Here is a 16,029-nt window from a genome sequence, read left to right as displayed (position 1 = left end):
TGCCGCCGCCCTGTGACACTCCGTACATGGGGCGACGGACACAGGCGCAGCGGGACGCGATCACGGTCGAGATCGGCTTCGCCGTCGTCACCGGGGTCCTGGTGGGCGGACTGACGTTCCTGGCGATCGCCGGACCGATGATGGTGATCCCGATGTCGTCCGGCGCCGAGCACCGACTGGTCCTCGCGGGCGCCGTGGCCGGCCTGGCCGTCTTCGCCGTACGCGTCGTGCACGTCCTGTGGCGCTTTCCCGGCGGGGCGGGCAACGCCCGTCAGCCGAGCCAGCCCGGGCGCACCAACCCCGACTCGTAGGCCAGCACGACCAGTTGCGCCCGGTCGCGGGCGCCGAGCTTGACCATCGTGCGGCTCACATGTGTCTTGGCGGTGAGCGGGCTGACCACGAGTCTGCGGGCGATCTCCTCGTTCGAGAGGCCGATGCCGACGAGGGCCATCACCTCCCGCTCCCGTTCGGTGAGTTCGCCAAGACCCTCGGCGTCCGTGGGTGCCTTGGAGCGGGCCGCGAACTCCGCGATCAGACGGCGCGTCACGCCCGGGGAGAGCAGAGCGTCGCCCTGCACCACCGCCCGTACCGCACGCAGCAGTTCCTCGGGTTCCGTGTCCTTCACCAGGAAGCCCGAGGCTCCGGAGCGGATCGCGTCGAAGACATACTCGTCGAGCTCGAACGTGGTCAGCATCACCACCTTCACCTCCCCGAGCTGCTCGTCCTCGGTGATTTTCCGAGTGGCGGCGAGACCGTCGAGCTCAGGCATCCGGATGTCCATCAGCACGACGTCGGGGCGCAGTTCGCGCACCAGCCGCACCGCCTCCTCGCCGTCGGCCGCCTCGCCCGCCACCTCGATGTCCTGCTGGGCATCGAGCAGCGCGCGGAAGCCTGCCCTCACGAGCAGCTGGTCGTCGGCGAGCAGTACGCGGATCACATCGTCTCCTTCGGCTGCACAGGGAGGTCGGCCAGCACCCGGAAGCCACCGTCCGGCCGTGGTCCCGCCTCGATCGTGCCACCCAGTGCGGCGGCCCGCTCCCGCATTCCGACGAGGCCGTTGCCACTGCCGCCCGCGTCCGAACGGGTGGCCGGGCCGTCGTCGTCGATCCGCAGTCCGAGCCGGCTCGGCGCGTACGCGATCCGCACGCGCGCGGTGCGTGATCCCGAGTGGCGTACGACATTGGTCAGGCCTTCCTGGACGATGCGGAAGGCGGCCAGATCGGTGCCGGGCGAGAGCGCGGTGCGCTCCCCCTCCGTCTCGATCTCCACGCTCAGTCCGGCGCCGGCGGCCTGTTCGACGAGTTCGGGGAGCCGGTCGAGTCCGGGTGCGGGCGCTCGTGGGGCGTCGCCCGGCGTACGGAGTGTGTCGAGGACCTGGCGCACCTCGCCCAGGGCCTCCTTGCTCGCCGCTTTGATCGTGGTGAGCGCGGTACGGGCCTGCTCCGGGTTGGTGTCGAGCAGCGCGAGGCCTACGCCCGCCTGCACGTTGATGACCGAGATGGAGTGGGCGAGTACGTCGTGGAGTTCACGGGCGATCCGCAGCCGTTCCTCGTCGGCGCGGCGCTTCTCGGCGGCGGCGCGCTCGGCAACCTCGCGGGCCCACACCTCACGCCGTACGCGGACGAGCTCCGAGGCGGCGAGGACCGCCACCACCCAGGCGAGGACGACCAGTTCCTCTCCCCACGGCGCCGCGTCGTCATGGCCCGGTGGCAGATACTCGTACAACCAGTGCGCGATCAGCAGATGTCCTGCCCCGAGCCCGCCGACGGCCCACCAGGCGGCGCGCCGGTGCCCGGAGATGACGGCCGCGAAAGCGCCGACGGCGACGGTGAGGAAGACGGGGCCGTAGGGGTAACCGGCCCCGATGTAGACGAGCGCGATCGTGCACACGCCGAATACGGAGGCGACGGGCCGGCGGTTGCGCAGCAGCAGAATCGCCGGACCGGCAAGCAGCAGCACGTACCCAAAGGCGTCGAGAGGTTCACGGTCCGGCTGGCCGTGCGCGGCGAAGGTCGACCCCACCATCGCGAACACGGCCAGGGCGATCGTCGAGGGCCAGGGCACCCTGCCGGTGCTGCGCCGGGCGTCCCAGCGACGCAACGGCGGCGGTGGTCCTCCGCCCCGCGCCCAGGGGGGACCACCCCAGAAGGGGGTGCGCTGCTCATCCATACGGCCACGCTAGACCGGGCCGGGCGACCCGGGCGTCAGCCCGGCGTGGCGATCACACGTACTCCCTGTGCAGTACGTGATCTGCCTCAGGCCCGCACACCCCGCAGACCGACCTCGTGCGCGATGCGGGCCGCGGCATGGACGAAGAAGTCGTCCCGGTCCTCGACGGCACGGTTGAACTGGCCGAAGAGCTCGAAGGAGATCAGCCCGAACAGCTGCGGCCAGGCGCTCACCAGGGCCACCACGACGGCCGGCGGCAGATCGGGCGCGACGGTGGCGGTGAGGCGGTGGGCTTCGGGGCGCAGCTCCTCGGGGAGCGGGGGCAGCGCGATGCCGTCCGCGCGGTGGGCGTCACGGGCGATCGAGATCATCGCGAGTCCGACGCGGGAGGCGGGTCCGACGGTGTCCATGGGCGCGGAGTAGCCGGGGACCGGGGAGCCGTAGATCAGCGCGTACTCATGGGGGTGGGCGAGGGCCCAGGCGCGGACGGCCGAGCAGAGCGCGACCCAGCGGGCCGGGTGATCCTGGGGGTCGGGGGCGGCGGCCAGTGCGGTCTCGGCCGCTGCACCGACGGCGTCGTAGGCGTCGACGATGAGGGCGGTCAGCAGGTCGTCGCGGCTGGGGAAGTAGCGGTAGAGGGCGGAGGAGACCATGCCCAGTTCGCGGGCGACGGCGCGCAGGGAGAGCTTGGAGGCGCCCTCGGCGGCAAGCTGTCTGCGGGCCTCGTCCTTGATCGCTGCGGTGACTTCGACTCGGGCTCGTTCCCTGGCCCCTCGGATGGTGGTCATGGTGCCCATTCTTTCACGTTTCGGAGCAGTGCCCAACAATGAGAGCAGTGCTCTTGCTTTAGATCGCCAATCCAGTGCACACTGCTCTTAAGCGAGAGCACTGCTCTCCCAACCACAGGAGTCCACGATGTCGCAGGCGCACTACATCAAGCCCGGCCGCTTCGACAACATGCTCAACGGCACTGTCGCCTGGCTCGCCCGCCACGGCATCAGCCTCATGGGCACCGCCGAGCTCTCCGTACGCGGCCGCACCAGCGGCGAATGGCGGCGCATCCCGGTCAACCCGCTCCCCTACGAGGGCGGCCCGTATCTGATCTCCGCCCGCGGTCACTCCCAGTGGGTCCGCAACCTGCGGGCGGCCGGCGGCGGGCAGCTCCAGGTCGGCCGCAAGACCCAGCAGTTCACGGCGGTCGAGCTGCCCGACGAGGAGAAGCCGGCGCTGCTGCGCACCTACCTGGAGCGCTGGGGCTGGGAGGTCGGACGCTTCTTCGGTGACGTCAACGCCAAGTCCACGGACGAGGAACTCCTCTCCGCGGCGCACAAGCACCCTGTCTTCCGGATCACCGTGACGAAGTGAGCGCAGAGGCGGCCGACGCGCAGTTCGCGGTGCCGGACGAGGCGCCAGGCGGGCAAGCCACAGCGACCGACCAGGCGCCCGGCGCGCAAGCCACGGGCGAGCGGCGAGACGCCTCGGTGAACGGCGAGGCGCCCGTCCCCAGCGAGTCCGGGCCCCGGCCGCTCAGGCCGACGGTTCGCTCGGCTCCGCGCGGCGGTCGAACGCTTCCAGTGCCCGCCGCGCCATCGCGTGCGTACGCACCAGCCCCGCCAGCGTCGTCGATCCGCGCGTGATGTCCGCGAACGCCCGCCAGGCGGGCCGCAGACCGGTGATCGCCGCATGGAGAAGCCCCGGACGGCGCTCGAAGATCGCGAGCATCCGCCGTCCGACTCCCATCTCCACGCCAAGACCGGCCTTGATCGCGAACGCGTAGTTCAGCGCCTGACGCCTCGCGTCCACAGCGTCATGGGCCTCCGAGATCCGTACCGCCCACTCCCCCGCGAGCCGCCCCGACCGCAGCGCGAACGAGATCCCTTCCCTGGTCCACGGTTCGAGGAGACCGGCCGCGTCCCCGCACACCAGCACCCGCCCTCGCGACAGCGGCGAGTCGTCACTGCGGCACCGGGTCAGATGTCCGGAGGAGATGGCGGGCTCGAACCCGGCGAGCCCCAGCCGTGCGATGAAGTCCTCCAGATAGCGCTTGGTCGCCGCGCCCTCACCCCGGGCCGAGATCACACCGACGGTCAGGGTCCGCCCCTTGGGAAACACCCAGCCGTAACTGCCCGGCATCGGCCCCCAGTCGATGAGCACGCGCCCCGCCCAGTCCTCGGCCACCGTCGCCGGTACCGGGATCTCGGCCTCCAGGCCCAGGTCGACCTGGTCGAGCTTCACCCCGACATGTGCGCCTATCCGGCTGGCGCTGCCGTCGGCGCCGACGACCGCGCGGGCCAGCACGGTCTCGCCGTCGGCCAGCACCACGGCGACCGTGCGCCGGTCCGGCACGGAGGGTCCGTGCTGCTCGACCCGGGAGACGGTCGCGCCCGTACGCAGCGCGGCTCCCGCCTTCTGCGCCTGCTCGACGAGACCGGCGTCGAACTCCGGCCGGTTGATGAGCCCGAAGAGCATCCGCTTGGAGCGGCGCGTACGCGTCAACTTGCCGTTCAGCGAGAAGGTGACGGCGTGCACCCGGTCGAGCAGCGGCAGCTCGAAGCCCGGCGGCAGACTGTCGCGCGAGGGGCCGATGATCCCTCCGCCGCAGGTTTTGTAGCGGGGCAGTTCGGACTTCTCCAGCAGGAGCACCTGACGGCCGGCCACTGCCGCGGCGTAGGCGGCCGAGGCCCCGGCGGGCCCGGCGCCGACCACGACGACGTCCCACACCGGCTGGTCCTGCCCCGGCTCGTCGTGCTCACCCACGGCGTCTGCGTTCTCGCTGCTCACGATGTGCTTCTGCTCCCCATCCGAGGCGTGATCATGCTCTCGACGGCATCCTACGGCGCGGTCACTTCCTGCCCGTGGGAGGATCAACCACACATTCGCCGTACACATATCGCACAACGTCGCACCCACAAGGAGCGTGCCCATGACCGCCAATCCGATCGCCGAGACCATTGCGTCCCTGATGCCCCGCGCCAAGGCGGAGCTGACGGAACTGGTGGCCTTCCAGTCGGTGGCGGACGAGGCTGTGGCACCGAAGAGCGAGTGCGAGGCCGCCGCGAACTGGGTCGCCGACGCGCTGCGCACCGAGGGTTTCCAGGACGTCGCGCTGCTCGACACCCCTGATGGCTCGCAGTCGGTGTACGGGCTGCTGCCCGGCCCGGAGGGTGCGCGGACCGTGCTGCTCTACGCGCACTACGACGTCCAGCCGAAGCTGGACGAGACCGCCTGGGTGAGCCCGCCCTTCGAGCTGACCGAGCGCGACGGCCGCTGGTACGGGCGCGGTGCCGCCGACTGCAAGGGCGGCTTCATCATGCATCTGCTCGCGCTGCGCGCCCTCAAGGCGAACGGCGGCGTCCCCGTCACCGTGAAGGTGATCGTCGAGGGCTCGGAGGAGCAGGGCACGGGCGGCCTCGAGCAGTACGCGGAGGCGCACCCCGAGCTGCTGACGGCCGACGCGATCGTGATCGGCGACACCGGGAACTTCCGGGTGGGGCTGCCGACGGTGACGGCGACGCTGCGCGGGATGACGATGATCCGCGTCCAGATCGACACCCTTGACGGCAATCTGCACTCGGGCCAGTTCGGCGGCGCCGCGCCCGACGCGCTGGCCGCGCTCATCCGCGTACTGGACTCGCTGCGTGCCCCGGACGGTTCGACGGTGATCGACGGGCTCCCCGCGCAGGCCCAGTGGGACGGACTGCAGTACCCGCAGGACGAGTTCCGCAAGGACGCCAAGGTCCTCGCCGGTGTCTCTCTGACCGGCAACGGCACGGTCGCCGACCGCATCTGGGCGCGCCCCGCCGTCACGGTGATCGGCATCGACTGCCACCCCGTGGCGGGCGCGACCCCTTCCATTCCGGCAAGCGCCCGGGCCCAGATCAGCCTGCGCGTGCCGCCCGGCCAGGACGCGGCCGAGGCGACCAAGCTGCTGTACGCCCACATCGAGAAGCACACGCCCTGGAACGCCCGGGTCTCGCTGGAGCAGGTGGGCCAGGGCCAGGCTTTCCAGGCGGACGTCACGAGCCCGGCGTACACCTCGATGGCCGACGCGATGCGTGTCGCCTACCCGGGCGAGGAGATGCAGGCCTCCGGAATGGGCGGCTCGATCCCGCTGTGCAACACGCTCGCAGCGCTCTACCCCGAGGCGGAGATCCTGCTGATCGGCCTGAGCGAGCCGGAGGCGCAGATCCACGCGGTGAACGAGTCGGTCTCGCCCGAGGAACTGGAGCGGCTGTCCGTGGCGGAGGCGCTGTTCCTGCAGAACTACGCCGCGAGCTGACCGTCGGGCGCACGTCCACGCAGAGCCGAAGCCGTACGCGCAGACCCGAAGCGGTACGCGCAGAGCTGAGACCGTACGCGCGAAGCTGAAGCCGTACGCCCGCAGTGAAGGGCCCTCGCCTTGCGGCGGGGGCCTTTCCCACGGTCGGCGCATGGACGCCCGTATTGCCGTCCGGCGTACGGGAGTTGGAGGACGGGGAAGTCCTCGACTTCGGGGGCGGGGCGCGCGTGGTGTCCGTGCCCGGGCACACGGAGGGCGGCATCGGACTCCATCTCCCGGCGCACGGCGTCCTGTTCACCGGGGACGCGGTCGCCGCCGCACCGGAGCACGGCGGCGTTGTGATGGGCGCGTTCAACCTGGACCGTACGCGCACCGTGGAGTCGTTCCGGAAGCTGGCCGCTCTCGACGCGGACGTCGCCTGCTTCGGCCACGGCGATCCGGTGATCGGCGACGCCTCGTCCGCCCTGCGGGAGGCGTTCGAGCGCGACCACAGCCAACGCCCCCCGAGAGCGGCCCATCAGACCGGGACGCCCGCCTCCAGGTAGAGCGCGGAGCCCCGCTCCCGCGCCCTGAGCGCCCAGCGCAGCCGCTCGTAGCGCGTCGGCGGCAGCAGCTCGGCGGCCTCCTCCTCGGCGACGAACCGCCAGCCGCGCAGCTCCGATCCGGGCAGCAGCACCCGCCCTGCCTCACCGCTGTCCAGCCGGCCGCCGTCGTAGAGCAGTCGCAGTCCGCCGAAGCCAGGTGGCCGCGGCGCCTCCCAGTCGACCACCAACAGCCGGGGCACCTCGGCGAGTTCGATGCCCAGCTCCTCGGTCACCTCGCGCATCCCGGCGCGGGCGGGTGGCTCGCCGCGCTCCACCACGCCGCCCGGGAACTCCCAGCCGGGCTTGTAGGTGGGGTCGACGAGGAGCACCCGGTCCTCCTCGTCGAAGAGCAGTACTCCGGCGGCCAGTGTTTCGGCGGTCGGCTCGGGGGTCTGCACGATCTCGCAGACCGCGGCGTCCCCGCTGCGTACCGCCGTGGCTATGCGCCGTGCCGTCTGAACGGGGTCGAGCAGGCTGGTGTCGATGACATGCGCGTCGCCCCCGATCCAGTCGAGGGCGGCGAGGTACGGCTCGATGTGGTCGTACGCCCATTGCCTCACGCGCTGGTCGGCATCCGGGATGTCCGGCTCCTCGCGGGTGGCGATCCGTTCGCGCAGGATCGTTTCATCCGGTCGGAGCAGCACATGCCGCACCGGAATCCGGCGAGAGGCGAGACCGCCGAAGATCTCGTCGCGGTACTCCTGGCGCAGCAAGGTCATCGGCACGACCAGCACTCCGCCGAGCTCGCTGAGCAGCGCCGCCGCCGTGTCCACCACGAGGCGCCGCCAGATCGGCAGATCCTGGTAGTCGCTCACCTCGGCCAGGCGCTTCTGCGGCAGCAGACGGCGCAGCTGGCCGCCGATGAGTTCGGGGTCGTACAGCGTGCTGTTCGGGATCAGATCGATCAGTTCGCGCGCGGTACTGGTCTTGCCCGCTCCGAACGCACCGTTGATCCAGACAATCACGGTTCCCCCTCTTCCGTAGCCCACAGTGGATTGCCCGCAACACCCTGCCACGGAAACCCGTCTCGGGAACCCGCCGGTTGATCGTGGACGGCGTCGCGGACCCAACTGTGGCCGTGCTGTTGCCGGTTCACCACCACCGTGCGGGAACCTGGTGCGTCTTGGCCTACGAACCGACGGCTTCGCCGGACCGTGACACGGGGGCGGGGAGCGTCGTTGGAGCGGGAGAGACAAGGGGGTGCGGGATGCGCCGTACGGTGTTGGAGAGGTTTCCCGCCGGGGGCCCGCGCGGGAGCTGGCCGGCCGAGGAGTTCGCATGCGCCCGCCGGGACGAGGGCCTGGCGGCGGAGGTCGTGATGGACCTGGAGTCGGACGCGTTCCTGGTCGTCGTGCCGCAGCAGACCGCGGACGCGGTCACCTAGGGGGTGGCCCCCGCCCGGGGCGGGGGCCTGCGGATCAGCCCTTGGTGGAGCCGAGCGTGAGCCCGGCGATGAAGTGCCGCTGCAGCAGCAGGAAGACGAGCAGTGTCGGCAGCGCGACGATCACCGAGCCCGCGGCGAGCAGGTTGTAGTCGGTGAAGAACTGGCCGCGGAGATTGTTGAGCGCCGAGGTGACGGGGAGCTTGTCGCCGTCGGAGATGAAGACGAGCGCCCACAGGAAGTCGTTGTACATCCAGGTGAACTGGAGCGTGCCGAGCGCCGCGAGGGCCGGTCGGCACAGCGGCAGCGTGATGCGCCAGTACTGCGTCCACACGCTCGCGCCGTCCACGATCGCCGCCTCCAGGATCTCCTGCGGCAGCGTGCGCATGAAGTTGGCGAGTACGAAGACGCAGAAGCCGATCTGGAAGCCGACCTGGACGGAGATGACGGCCCAGTACGAGTCGAACATCGTCATCGAGTCGGACATCCAGTACGGCAGCGGGATGCGGTTGAACATGACGTACAGCGGAGTGACGATCACCTGCTGGGGCAGCAGATTGCCCGCGGTGAACAGCATCAGGAGCAGGATCGAGCCACGCATCTTCAGCCGCGCCACGGCGAAGGCGACGAACGAGGCGAAGAACAGCGCGAGAAGCACCCCCGGCACGGCGATGATGAGGGTGTTGACGAAGTACTTCGTCATCTCCGAGTCACTGAAGGCCTGCTGGTAGTAGTCGAAGGAGAGCTTCTTCGGCAGCGAGAAGTACCCGTGCTCGGAGGTCTCGTCGTACGGCCTCAGCGAGGCGTAGACCGCGAGCAGCAGCGGCGCGAGGAAGGCAAGCGAGACGGTCATCAAGAAGGCGTGCAGGCCCAGCCGTCCGGGGCGCAGGAGGCGCTTTCGGGGCTGTGCGGGCGGGGCGGGCCGGGCGGCAGCGGGCGCCGGGGCGGTGTCGATCGTCATCGGTTCTTCTCCCCACGGATCTCCTGGACCAGGTACGTCACGACGAATCCCATGGAGACGAGCAGCAGGACGACGGCGATGGCGGAGCCGAATCCGATCCGGCTGGCCTCGCCGATGATGTTGTCGGTGACGAGGACGGAGAGCAGCTCCAGGCCGTTTCTGCCCTTGTTGACCGCGTAGACGATGTCGAAGGCGCGCAGCGCTTCGATGACGGTGATGACGCCGACGATGACATTGACGGGCCGCAGGGTCGGGAAGACGACGCGGAAGAAGGTCTGCGCCTCACTGGCGCCGTCGATGGCGGCGGCTTCCTTCAGCGAGGGGTCGACGGCCTTGAGCCCGGCCAGGTAGAGGATCATCACATAGCCGGTGTGCCGCCAGGCCGCGGCCAGCAGGATCATCCAGAGGTTGATGTCGGGATCGCCGAGCCAGTCGGTGGGATTCTCGGTGTCCCCGAGGATCGCGTTGAGCGCGCCCTGGTCGCGGGAGAAGACCAGTTGGGCGATGAAGCCGACGACGGCGAGCGAGAGCACCACCGGCATGTACAGCGTGGACTGGTAGAAGCGGCTGAACCGCACGCCCCTGTCGATCAGGACGGCCAGCAGCAGCCCGAAGGGGGTGGCGACCAGCCCGAGGAAGGCCAGCCAGAGCAGATTGTGCCGGGCCGCCGGCCAGAACTGCGGATAGTCGGTGAAGAGGGTCTCGTAGTTCTTCGTACCGACCCAGGAGATGTCGCCTATGCCGTCCCAGCTGGTGAAGGAGAGGACGACGGACGCGAGGGTCGGTCCCCACACGATGGCCAGGTCGAGCAGGATCGGTATTCCCAGCAGCACGCCGAGGACGGCGAGGTCGCGGCGGGTGAAGCGCCGCGGGCCCCGCCGTGCGGCGCGCCTTGTGGTGCTCACGCTCGATCGCCCCCCGGAGTCCTTCAGGGTGCCCCCGGCGGCCTGGGGTTCCGGGCCGGGGAGGTGTTCCCCGGAAGATTGCAGCAGCGGCACGGCTGGTGGCTCCAAGTCGGTTGCGGCCGGTGTCGGTTCAGCCTTCGGCGGCGAAGATGGTCTTCTTCTGCCTCTCGATGCTGTTGACCAACCCATCCACGTCCTTCGGCTCGTTGATGAAGGTCTGGATGGCCGGAATCATCACCGTCGACGAGAAGTCGGGCCTCGTGTCGCGGTCCAGGAACTGCGAGATCTGCTTGGCGCCCGAGACGAGATCGACCGCCTTCTTCTGCAGCGGGGAGTACTTCGAGGTGTCGGCCTGGTCGCTCACCGCGATGTTGTTGGGGTCACTGGCGAGGTAGATGTCCTCCGCCTTGCCGGTGGCCAGCCACTTGAGCAGGTCCTTGGCGCTCTCCATGCTCTTGCTGTTCTTGAGTTCCTTGGACTTCTTCGCCAGCAGGAAGCCGTCGATGGGCGCCTCGACCGCGTCCTGGCCGTGCTCGGGGTTGATCTCCGGGAAGGGGAAGAAGTCGATGTCGGCCTGCTCTCCCTTGGGGAACTGGGCGCCGGGGTGCGGGAGTCCGAAGACGGCCATGCCCGCCTCCTTCTTCTGCAGGCTGGTCGCGGCCTCCTGCCAGGTGCGGCCGTTGGCACCGGGCTGGCAGTACGGGAGGATGCTGCGCCAGGTGTCGAAGACGTCCTTGACGCGCTTGTCGGTCCACGCCTCCTTGCCCGCCATCAGGTTCTTGTGGAACTCGTATCCGTTGCTGCGCATGTTGATGTAGTCGAACGTTCCCATCGCGGGCCAGCCGTCCTTGTCGCAGAACGCTATGGGGACGAGCTTGTCCTTCTGCATCTGCCTGGCGAGGGCTATGTACGCGTCGAGGGTCTTGGGAGCCTGGTAGCCGTACTGCTGGAAGACGCTCTTCCGGTGGAAGACGGCCCAGGGGTAGTAGTAGTACGGGGTGAGGTACTGCTTGCCGTCCTCGCCCGTCGACTGGGCCTTCAGCGCGGCCGAGAAGCCCTGGTAGCCCGCCCAGTTGTCGCTGATGTCGTGCAGCAGGCCCTTCTTGGCGAAGAACTGCATGCGGTAGCCCGCGAACCACATGAACACGGAGTCCGGCTTGCCCTGCAGATAGCGGTTGATGTTCTCCTGGAAGGTGTTGTGGTCAACGGTGTTGACCTTGACCTTCCGTCCGTCCTTCGACTGCTCCGCGTACGCGGCGAAGGCGTCGGCGAACGCCTTCTTCGGCACAGGGTCGGACGAGTTGGATCCCAGCTTGATGGTCTTGCCGTCCCCGCCGGGGCCGCTGTCGCAGGCGGCGAGCAGCGAGGGCAGCGCGATCGCACCTGCACCCACTGCCGCACCGCGCAGCAGACTCCGCCGGGACATCCGATGTCCTGCCACGCTCCCGGGCGCGGCAGGACCGTTGAACGATGACTGCGCCATGTCCCCTCCTCCGGGGTGCAACCCAACACAACCCAACGCGAGGATTGGATCTCACTCCCAGAAAGGGGTGTCGTCAAGGGTTTTGGCGAGACATCGAACAACCGTTACCGCTTCTTTTCAACAGACTCCAACACGCCCTACCGTAAACGCTCGCGACTGACTCACACCTGTAGCCGTCTCAAAATGCGCGAGTGCGGAGGAACGTAACGATGCATCACGTTCCTACCCGCAGTAACCCGCCCGCAGAGTCGTCGGAGCGCTGGCCGCGGCGCGCGCTGGTCACCGACGGCGGGAACCGTCTCGACTCCGGCCACGCCGACCGGCCACTGCTGAACGGCCGGTCTCAGGACCGGCCGCTGACGACGGCTGCCGCCTCGCCCTGCCTGCCGAGCAGGGCGGCAGCCGCCGCACCCACCAGACCGGCGTCCGTGCCCGTCAACGCCGGGGCCACCGTGAGGCGCTGGACGAAGGAGAGTGCGGCATAGTCGCGCAGCGAGCGGCGCAGCGGAGCGAACAGCACCTCGCCCGCGCCTGCCACTCCCCCGCCGATCACCGCGATCTCGATCTCCACCAGGGTCGCTGTGGCGGCGATGCCGGCGGCGAGCGCCTGGGCCGCGCGCTCGAAGGACGCGATGGCGACCGGGTTCCCCGCGCGGGCGGCGGCCGCCACCGCGGCGGCCGAGGTGTCGCCGTCGAGGCCGGGCAGCCAGCCGTTCTCCAGTGCCCGGCGTGCGATGTTCGGGCCGCTGGCAAGGCGCTCGACACAGCCGCGGGCACCACACGGGCAGAGGTCGCCGTCGAGGTCCACGCTGATGTGACCGATGTGCCCGGCGTTGCCGGTGGGTCCCGGGTGGAGCTTGCCGCCGAGGACAAGTCCGCCGCCGACACCGGTCGATACGACCATGCACAGCGCGTTGTCGTAGCCGCGGGCCGCGCCCTGCCAGTGCTCGGCCGCCGTCATCGCGACACCGTCCCCGACCAGCTCCACGGGGAGCCCGCCCACGGCCCCGCGCACCCGCGCGACCAGGGGGAACCCGCGCCAGCCGGGGACATTGACCGGGCTGACCGTGCCTGCGGATGCGTCCACGGGTCCGGCGCTGCCGATGCCGACGGCGCCGGCTCGCACCCAGAGCGGGGATGCGGCGAGCTCGCCGAGGACCGCCTCGACCGCGCGCATCACCGTCTCGCCGTCCTCCTTGGCCGGAGTCGGGCGCTGGGCCCGCACCAGGATCGTGCCGCTGCCGTCCACCAACGCGCCGGCGATCTTGGTGCCGCCGATGTCCAGCGCGGCGACGAGGTCGGTATGCATCGGTGTGGGATCCCCCATGGGAGCTGTCGGACCTGCGGGTTCGGTAACAGTCTCCATTCCCCTGACAACGTTGTCCAGGGCCTATGCTCGACGCCACACCCTCGCACACCCGACGACGAACAGGACAGCGCACTGTGGCCGAGACCGACCATCCCCTGGCTTCGCCCGGGCGCCCCAGAGGCCCCGAGCCCCGCTACGGCAATCGGCCCACCATGAAGGATGTCGCAGCCCGGGCGGGCGTAGGCCTCAAAACGGTCTCCCGGGTGGTCAACGGCGAACCGGGTGTCACCCCCGACACCGAGCGCCGGGTGCAGGAGGCCATCGAGTCCCTGGGCTTCCGCCGCAACGACAGCGCGCGCGTCCTGCGCAAGGGCCGCACCGCCTCCATCGGGCTCGTCCTCGAAGATCTCGCCGACCCCTTCTACGGCCCGCTCAGCCGCGCAGTCGAGGAGGTCGCCCGCGCGCACGGCGCGCTGTTGATCAACGGTTCCAGCGCCGAGGACCCGGACCGTGAGCAGGAGCTGGTGCTGGCCCTGTGCGCCCGCCGGGTCGACGGGCTGATCGTGATTCCCGCGGGTCATGACCACCGCTATCTGGAACCCGAGATCAAGGCCGGTATAGCGACGGTGTTCGTGGACCGGCCGCCCGGTCAGATCGACGCCGACGTGGTGCTCTCGGACAGCTTCGGCGGCGCCCGCGCGGGCGTGGCCCATCTGATCGCGCACGGACACCGCCGCATCGGCTTCATCGGCGACCAGCCCCGTATCCACACGGCCGTCGAGCGGCTGCGCGGCTATCGCGCCGCCATGGAGGACGCCGAGCTCACGGTGGACGAGTCCTGGGTGTCCCTGGGCTCCACCGGGCCGGAGCGGGTGCGTGCCGCCGTGACCGCGATGCTGACCGGTCGCGACCCGGTCACCGCGATCTTCGCGGGCAACAACCGCGTGACGGTGACGGCGGTACGGGCGCTGGCCGAGCGCGAGCGGCCGGTCGCCCTGGTCGGCTTCGACGACATCGAGCTGGCCGACCTGCTGGGCATCACGGTCATCGCCCAGGACGCCGCGACGCTGGGACGTACCGCGGCCGAGCGGCTGTTCCGGCGTCTCGACGGCGCGGACGACGCGCCCTCGCAGGTGGCGCTGGAGACGATGCTGATCCCGCGCGGTTCGGGCGAGATCCCCCCGTCAGCAGACGGGTAGGCCCGGCACCGGCTCGTCGTTGTCGCCGCCCTTGATGTAGACGTCGCTGACGAGGACATTGGTGTTTCCGCTGTCGTCGTCGGTCTTTGCCCACCAGACGTTCGTCCACTGGCCGTAGGTCTCGCGGCGGCCCAGATTCAGCTGGCAGTAGAAGTAGTTGGTGCCCGCGTTCAGCGTGCCCACCCTGGTGCCGGACGCGGTGTACGAGTTCGCCGTGCGCCAGACCTCGCAGTTGTACTTCCCGCCGCCGATCGCGTGGCAGGCGGCTGCCGGGGTCGGGTCCGGCCCGCCGCCGGTCGACGAACCGCCGCCCGTGGTCGTGGTGCCGGAGCCGCCCGTAGTACTGGTGCCGCCGGTGGTGCCGGAGGATCCCCCGGTGGCCGAACTGCCGCCCGTGGTACCGGAGTCGGAACCTCCGGAGGCCGTGCCGGGCGCCGGCGGCTTCGCCGACTTCGACGGCGGCCTGGTGGCGCCCTTGTCGGTGGGCTCGCCGCTCGGGCTCTGCTTCCTGTCCGTGTGGCTCCCGCCGGGCTCCCCGGGCTCGCTGGAACTGGCGGCCGGGCTCTCGCCCCTGCCGCCGGCAAGCTCGCTGCCCTTGGTGCCGTCCCCGCCCCGGCCGACGAGTGCGTACGTCACGCCTCCTCCGGCAAGCAGGACGGCGAGGACTCCGGCGGCGACCAGGGCCCGCGCCCGACCACGGCCGCCGGACGCGGGAGCCGGGGCATGCGCAGCCGCGGCGGCGTCAGGCTGCGGCGCGGCCTGCGGCACGGCGGGGCCGAAGCCCTCGGGCCGGTGCGGCATCGCGTTGAGCTCGGTCGGCACCCGGGTCGACGGGTCCGGCGCAGGCCGCGCCACGGACCCGAGCGACACGGTCGGTGTGCCGGTGTCCTGACCCCCGGCCACCGCAGTCAGCAGGCGGGCCGCGGTGTCCGCGTCGGGTCGCTGCGCCGGGTCCTTGTGCATCAGCTGCCGCAGTACGGGTGCGAGCGCCGCGGCCCGGCGCGGCTCGGGCAGCGGATCCACGACGATGGCGTTCAGCGTCGACCAGGTGGAGGTGCGGCGGAACGGGGCGGAGCCCTCGACAGCCGCGTACAGGGTCGCGCCCAGTGCCCAGATGTCGGAGGCCGGTCCGGGCTTCTGGCCCTGGGCGCGTTCGGGCGCCAAGTAGTCTAGCGAGCCGACCAGTTCGCCGCTGCGTGTCAGATGGGTGGTGGAACCGTCGCCCGGATCGTCGATCGCGGCGATGCCGAAGTCGGTGAGCACCACCCGGCTTCCCCCATAGCCTTCGGCATGGGAGGTACCCCCACCTTCGAGCAGCACATTGCCGGGCTTGACGTCGCGGTGCAGCACGCCGGCGCGATGGGCGGCGCCCAGCGCCTCCAGCACCCTGGCGCCGATGGCGGCGGCCTCGCGCGCGTCGATGACGCCGCGTTCGCTCAGCACATCGTCCAGCGAGGGGCCGTCGATGAGCTCCATGACGATGACCGGGCGGCCCTGGTGCTCGGCGACGTCGTGGACGGCGATGACCCCGGGGTGGCGTACGCGCGCGGCGGCACGGGCCTCGCGCTGCATACGCACTGTCAGGTCGGCCAGTTCGGGGCCCGAGGAGTCGGTATAGGTGCGCAGTTCCTTGACGGCGACCTCGCGGCCGAGCACCTCGTCGAAGGCCCGCCACACGACGCCCATGCCGCCGCGGCCCAGCTGTTCGATCACCCGGTAGCGGCCGGCGAGCCGCTCGTTCTCCCCCGAAGACACCGCT

Annotated in this window: 15 protein-coding genes and 1 pseudogene; 6 read left to right on the top strand and 10 right to left on the bottom strand. The window is 70.5% G+C overall.

Going from position 1 to position 16,029, the window contains the following annotated elements:
- Positions 1-26 precede the first annotated feature (26 nt).
- Complete coding sequence (locus OHA61_RS34815) at positions 27-311, top strand: DUF6332 family protein (protein WP_406306359.1); 285 nt, start codon at positions 27-29, stop codon at positions 309-311.
- Here OHA61_RS34815 and OHA61_RS34810 read toward each other — a convergent pair.
- From OHA61_RS34810 to OHA61_RS34800, 3 genes are all read right to left on the bottom strand, one after another.
- On the bottom strand, positions 272-937 hold the full coding sequence (locus OHA61_RS34810; RefSeq protein WP_324989232.1) for a response regulator transcription factor: 666 nt from the start codon (positions 935-937) through the stop codon (positions 272-274). The genes OHA61_RS34815 and OHA61_RS34810 overlap by 40 nt on opposite strands.
- Positions 934-2,169: a sensor histidine kinase gene (locus OHA61_RS34805; RefSeq protein WP_406306358.1), complete on the bottom strand. Its 1,236-nt coding sequence runs from the start codon at positions 2,167-2,169 to the stop codon at positions 934-936. The genes OHA61_RS34810 and OHA61_RS34805 overlap by 4 nt, the downstream gene beginning before the upstream one ends.
- Positions 2,170-2,255: 86 nt before the next feature.
- Positions 2,256-2,957 carry a TetR/AcrR family transcriptional regulator gene (locus tag OHA61_RS34800; protein ID WP_406306357.1) on the bottom strand — a complete coding sequence of 234 codons (702 nt, stop codon included), beginning with the start codon at positions 2,955-2,957 and terminating at the stop codon, positions 2,256-2,258.
- 127 nt (positions 2,958-3,084) lie between these two features.
- On the opposite strand from OHA61_RS34800, the gene OHA61_RS34795 reads away from it, so the two are divergent.
- On the top strand, positions 3,085-3,534 hold the full coding sequence (locus OHA61_RS34795; RefSeq protein ID WP_406306356.1) for a nitroreductase family deazaflavin-dependent oxidoreductase: 450 nt from the start codon (positions 3,085-3,087) through the stop codon (positions 3,532-3,534).
- Positions 3,535-3,696: 162 nt separating this feature from the next.
- Here OHA61_RS34795 and OHA61_RS34790 read toward each other — a convergent pair whose 3' ends face one another.
- A complete protein-coding gene (locus OHA61_RS34790) occupies positions 3,697-4,950 on the bottom strand; it encodes a geranylgeranyl reductase family protein (protein WP_406306355.1) in 1,254 nt (417 codons plus the stop codon).
- Between the two features lie 142 nt (positions 4,951-5,092).
- Here OHA61_RS34790 and OHA61_RS34785 point away from each other — a divergent pair, with 142 nt between their 5' ends.
- Positions 5,093-6,448, top strand: a complete 1,356-nt coding sequence (locus OHA61_RS34785) for a dipeptidase (RefSeq protein WP_406306354.1) — start codon at positions 5,093-5,095, stop codon at positions 6,446-6,448.
- Between the two features lie 161 nt (positions 6,449-6,609).
- A pseudogene (locus OHA61_RS34780) lies at positions 6,610-6,993 on the top strand (MBL fold metallo-hydrolase); the annotation flags it as partial.
- Here the strand turns inward: OHA61_RS34780 and OHA61_RS34775 are convergent.
- A complete protein-coding gene (locus tag OHA61_RS34775) occupies positions 6,966-7,997 on the bottom strand; it encodes an NUDIX domain-containing protein (RefSeq protein WP_389369021.1) in 1,032 nt (343 codons plus the stop codon). The pseudogene OHA61_RS34780 and the gene OHA61_RS34775 sit on opposite strands and share 28 nt — an antisense overlap.
- A gap of 242 nt (positions 7,998-8,239) precedes the next feature.
- On the opposite strand from OHA61_RS34775, the gene OHA61_RS34770 reads away from it, so the two are divergent.
- Positions 8,240-8,416 carry a hypothetical protein gene (locus OHA61_RS34770; protein ID WP_389369020.1) on the top strand — a complete coding sequence of 59 codons (177 nt, stop codon included), beginning with the start codon at positions 8,240-8,242 and terminating at the stop codon, positions 8,414-8,416.
- A gap of 34 nt (positions 8,417-8,450) precedes the next feature.
- On the opposite strand, the gene OHA61_RS34765 is transcribed toward OHA61_RS34770, so the two are convergent.
- From OHA61_RS34765 to OHA61_RS34750, 4 genes are all read right to left on the bottom strand, one after another.
- On the bottom strand, positions 8,451-9,374 hold the full coding sequence (locus OHA61_RS34765) for a carbohydrate ABC transporter permease (RefSeq protein ID WP_406306353.1): 924 nt from the start codon (positions 9,372-9,374) through the stop codon (positions 8,451-8,453).
- Positions 9,371-10,279 carry a sugar ABC transporter permease gene (locus OHA61_RS34760; RefSeq protein WP_361913739.1) on the bottom strand — a complete coding sequence of 303 codons (909 nt, stop codon included), beginning with the start codon at positions 10,277-10,279 and terminating at the stop codon, positions 9,371-9,373. The genes OHA61_RS34765 and OHA61_RS34760 overlap by 4 nt, the downstream gene beginning before the upstream one ends.
- A 130-nt stretch (positions 10,280-10,409) precedes the next feature.
- Positions 10,410-11,705: an ABC transporter substrate-binding protein gene (locus OHA61_RS34755; protein ID WP_406307582.1), complete on the bottom strand. Its 1,296-nt coding sequence runs from the start codon at positions 11,703-11,705 to the stop codon at positions 10,410-10,412.
- A 400-nt stretch (positions 11,706-12,105) separates the two neighbouring features.
- On the bottom strand, positions 12,106-13,071 hold the full coding sequence (locus OHA61_RS34750) for an ROK family protein (protein WP_406306352.1): 966 nt from the start codon (positions 13,069-13,071) through the stop codon (positions 12,106-12,108).
- 212 nt (positions 13,072-13,283) lie between these two features.
- Here OHA61_RS34750 and OHA61_RS34745 point away from each other — a divergent pair, with 212 nt between their 5' ends.
- Positions 13,284-14,270, top strand: a complete 987-nt coding sequence (locus OHA61_RS34745) for a LacI family DNA-binding transcriptional regulator (protein WP_406306351.1) — start codon at positions 13,284-13,286, stop codon at positions 14,268-14,270.
- Here the strand turns inward: OHA61_RS34745 and OHA61_RS34740 are convergent.
- The gene (locus OHA61_RS34740; protein ID WP_406306350.1) at positions 14,256-16,025 is read right to left on the bottom strand and encodes a serine/threonine-protein kinase; all 1,770 of its coding nucleotides are present in this window, start codon (positions 16,023-16,025) and stop codon (positions 14,256-14,258) included. The two genes, OHA61_RS34745 and OHA61_RS34740, sit on opposite strands and share 15 nt — an antisense overlap.
- Between the last annotated feature and the right edge of the window lie 4 nt (positions 16,026-16,029).

Origin of the sequence: Streptomyces sp. NBC_00885 (assembly GCF_045207475.1) — a bacterium.
Taxonomy (GTDB): Bacteria; Actinomycetota; Actinomycetes; order Streptomycetales; family Streptomycetaceae; genus Streptomyces.
The sequence above is the reverse complement of the archived record's forward strand: the minus strand, read 5'-3'. Positions and strand labels throughout refer to the sequence as shown.

Coding starts and splice junctions, on each gene's coding strand:
- OHA61_RS34750 (WP_406306352.1), bottom strand. CDS start 13,071: ATGCATACCGACCTCGTCGCCGCGCTGGACATCGGCGGCACCAAGATC.
- OHA61_RS34770 (WP_389369020.1), top strand. CDS start 8,240: ATGCGCCGTACGGTGTTGGAGAGGTTTCCCGCCGGGGGCCCGCGCGGG.
- OHA61_RS34805 (WP_406306358.1), bottom strand. CDS start 2,169: ATGGATGAGCAGCGCACCCCCTTCTGGGGTGGTCCCCCCTGGGCGCGG.
- OHA61_RS34800 (WP_406306357.1), bottom strand. CDS start 2,957: ATGACCACCATCCGAGGGGCCAGGGAACGAGCCCGAGTCGAAGTCACC.
- OHA61_RS34795 (WP_406306356.1), top strand. CDS start 3,085: ATGTCGCAGGCGCACTACATCAAGCCCGGCCGCTTCGACAACATGCTC.
- OHA61_RS34745 (WP_406306351.1), top strand. CDS start 13,284: ATGAAGGATGTCGCAGCCCGGGCGGGCGTAGGCCTCAAAACGGTCTCC.
- OHA61_RS34785 (WP_406306354.1), top strand. CDS start 5,093: ATGACCGCCAATCCGATCGCCGAGACCATTGCGTCCCTGATGCCCCGC.
- OHA61_RS34765 (WP_406306353.1), bottom strand. CDS start 9,374: ATGACGATCGACACCGCCCCGGCGCCCGCTGCCGCCCGGCCCGCCCCG.
- OHA61_RS34755 (WP_406307582.1), bottom strand. CDS start 11,705: ATGTCCCGGCGGAGTCTGCTGCGCGGTGCGGCAGTGGGTGCAGGTGCG.
- OHA61_RS34815 (WP_406306359.1), top strand. CDS start 27: ATGGGGCGACGGACACAGGCGCAGCGGGACGCGATCACGGTCGAGATC.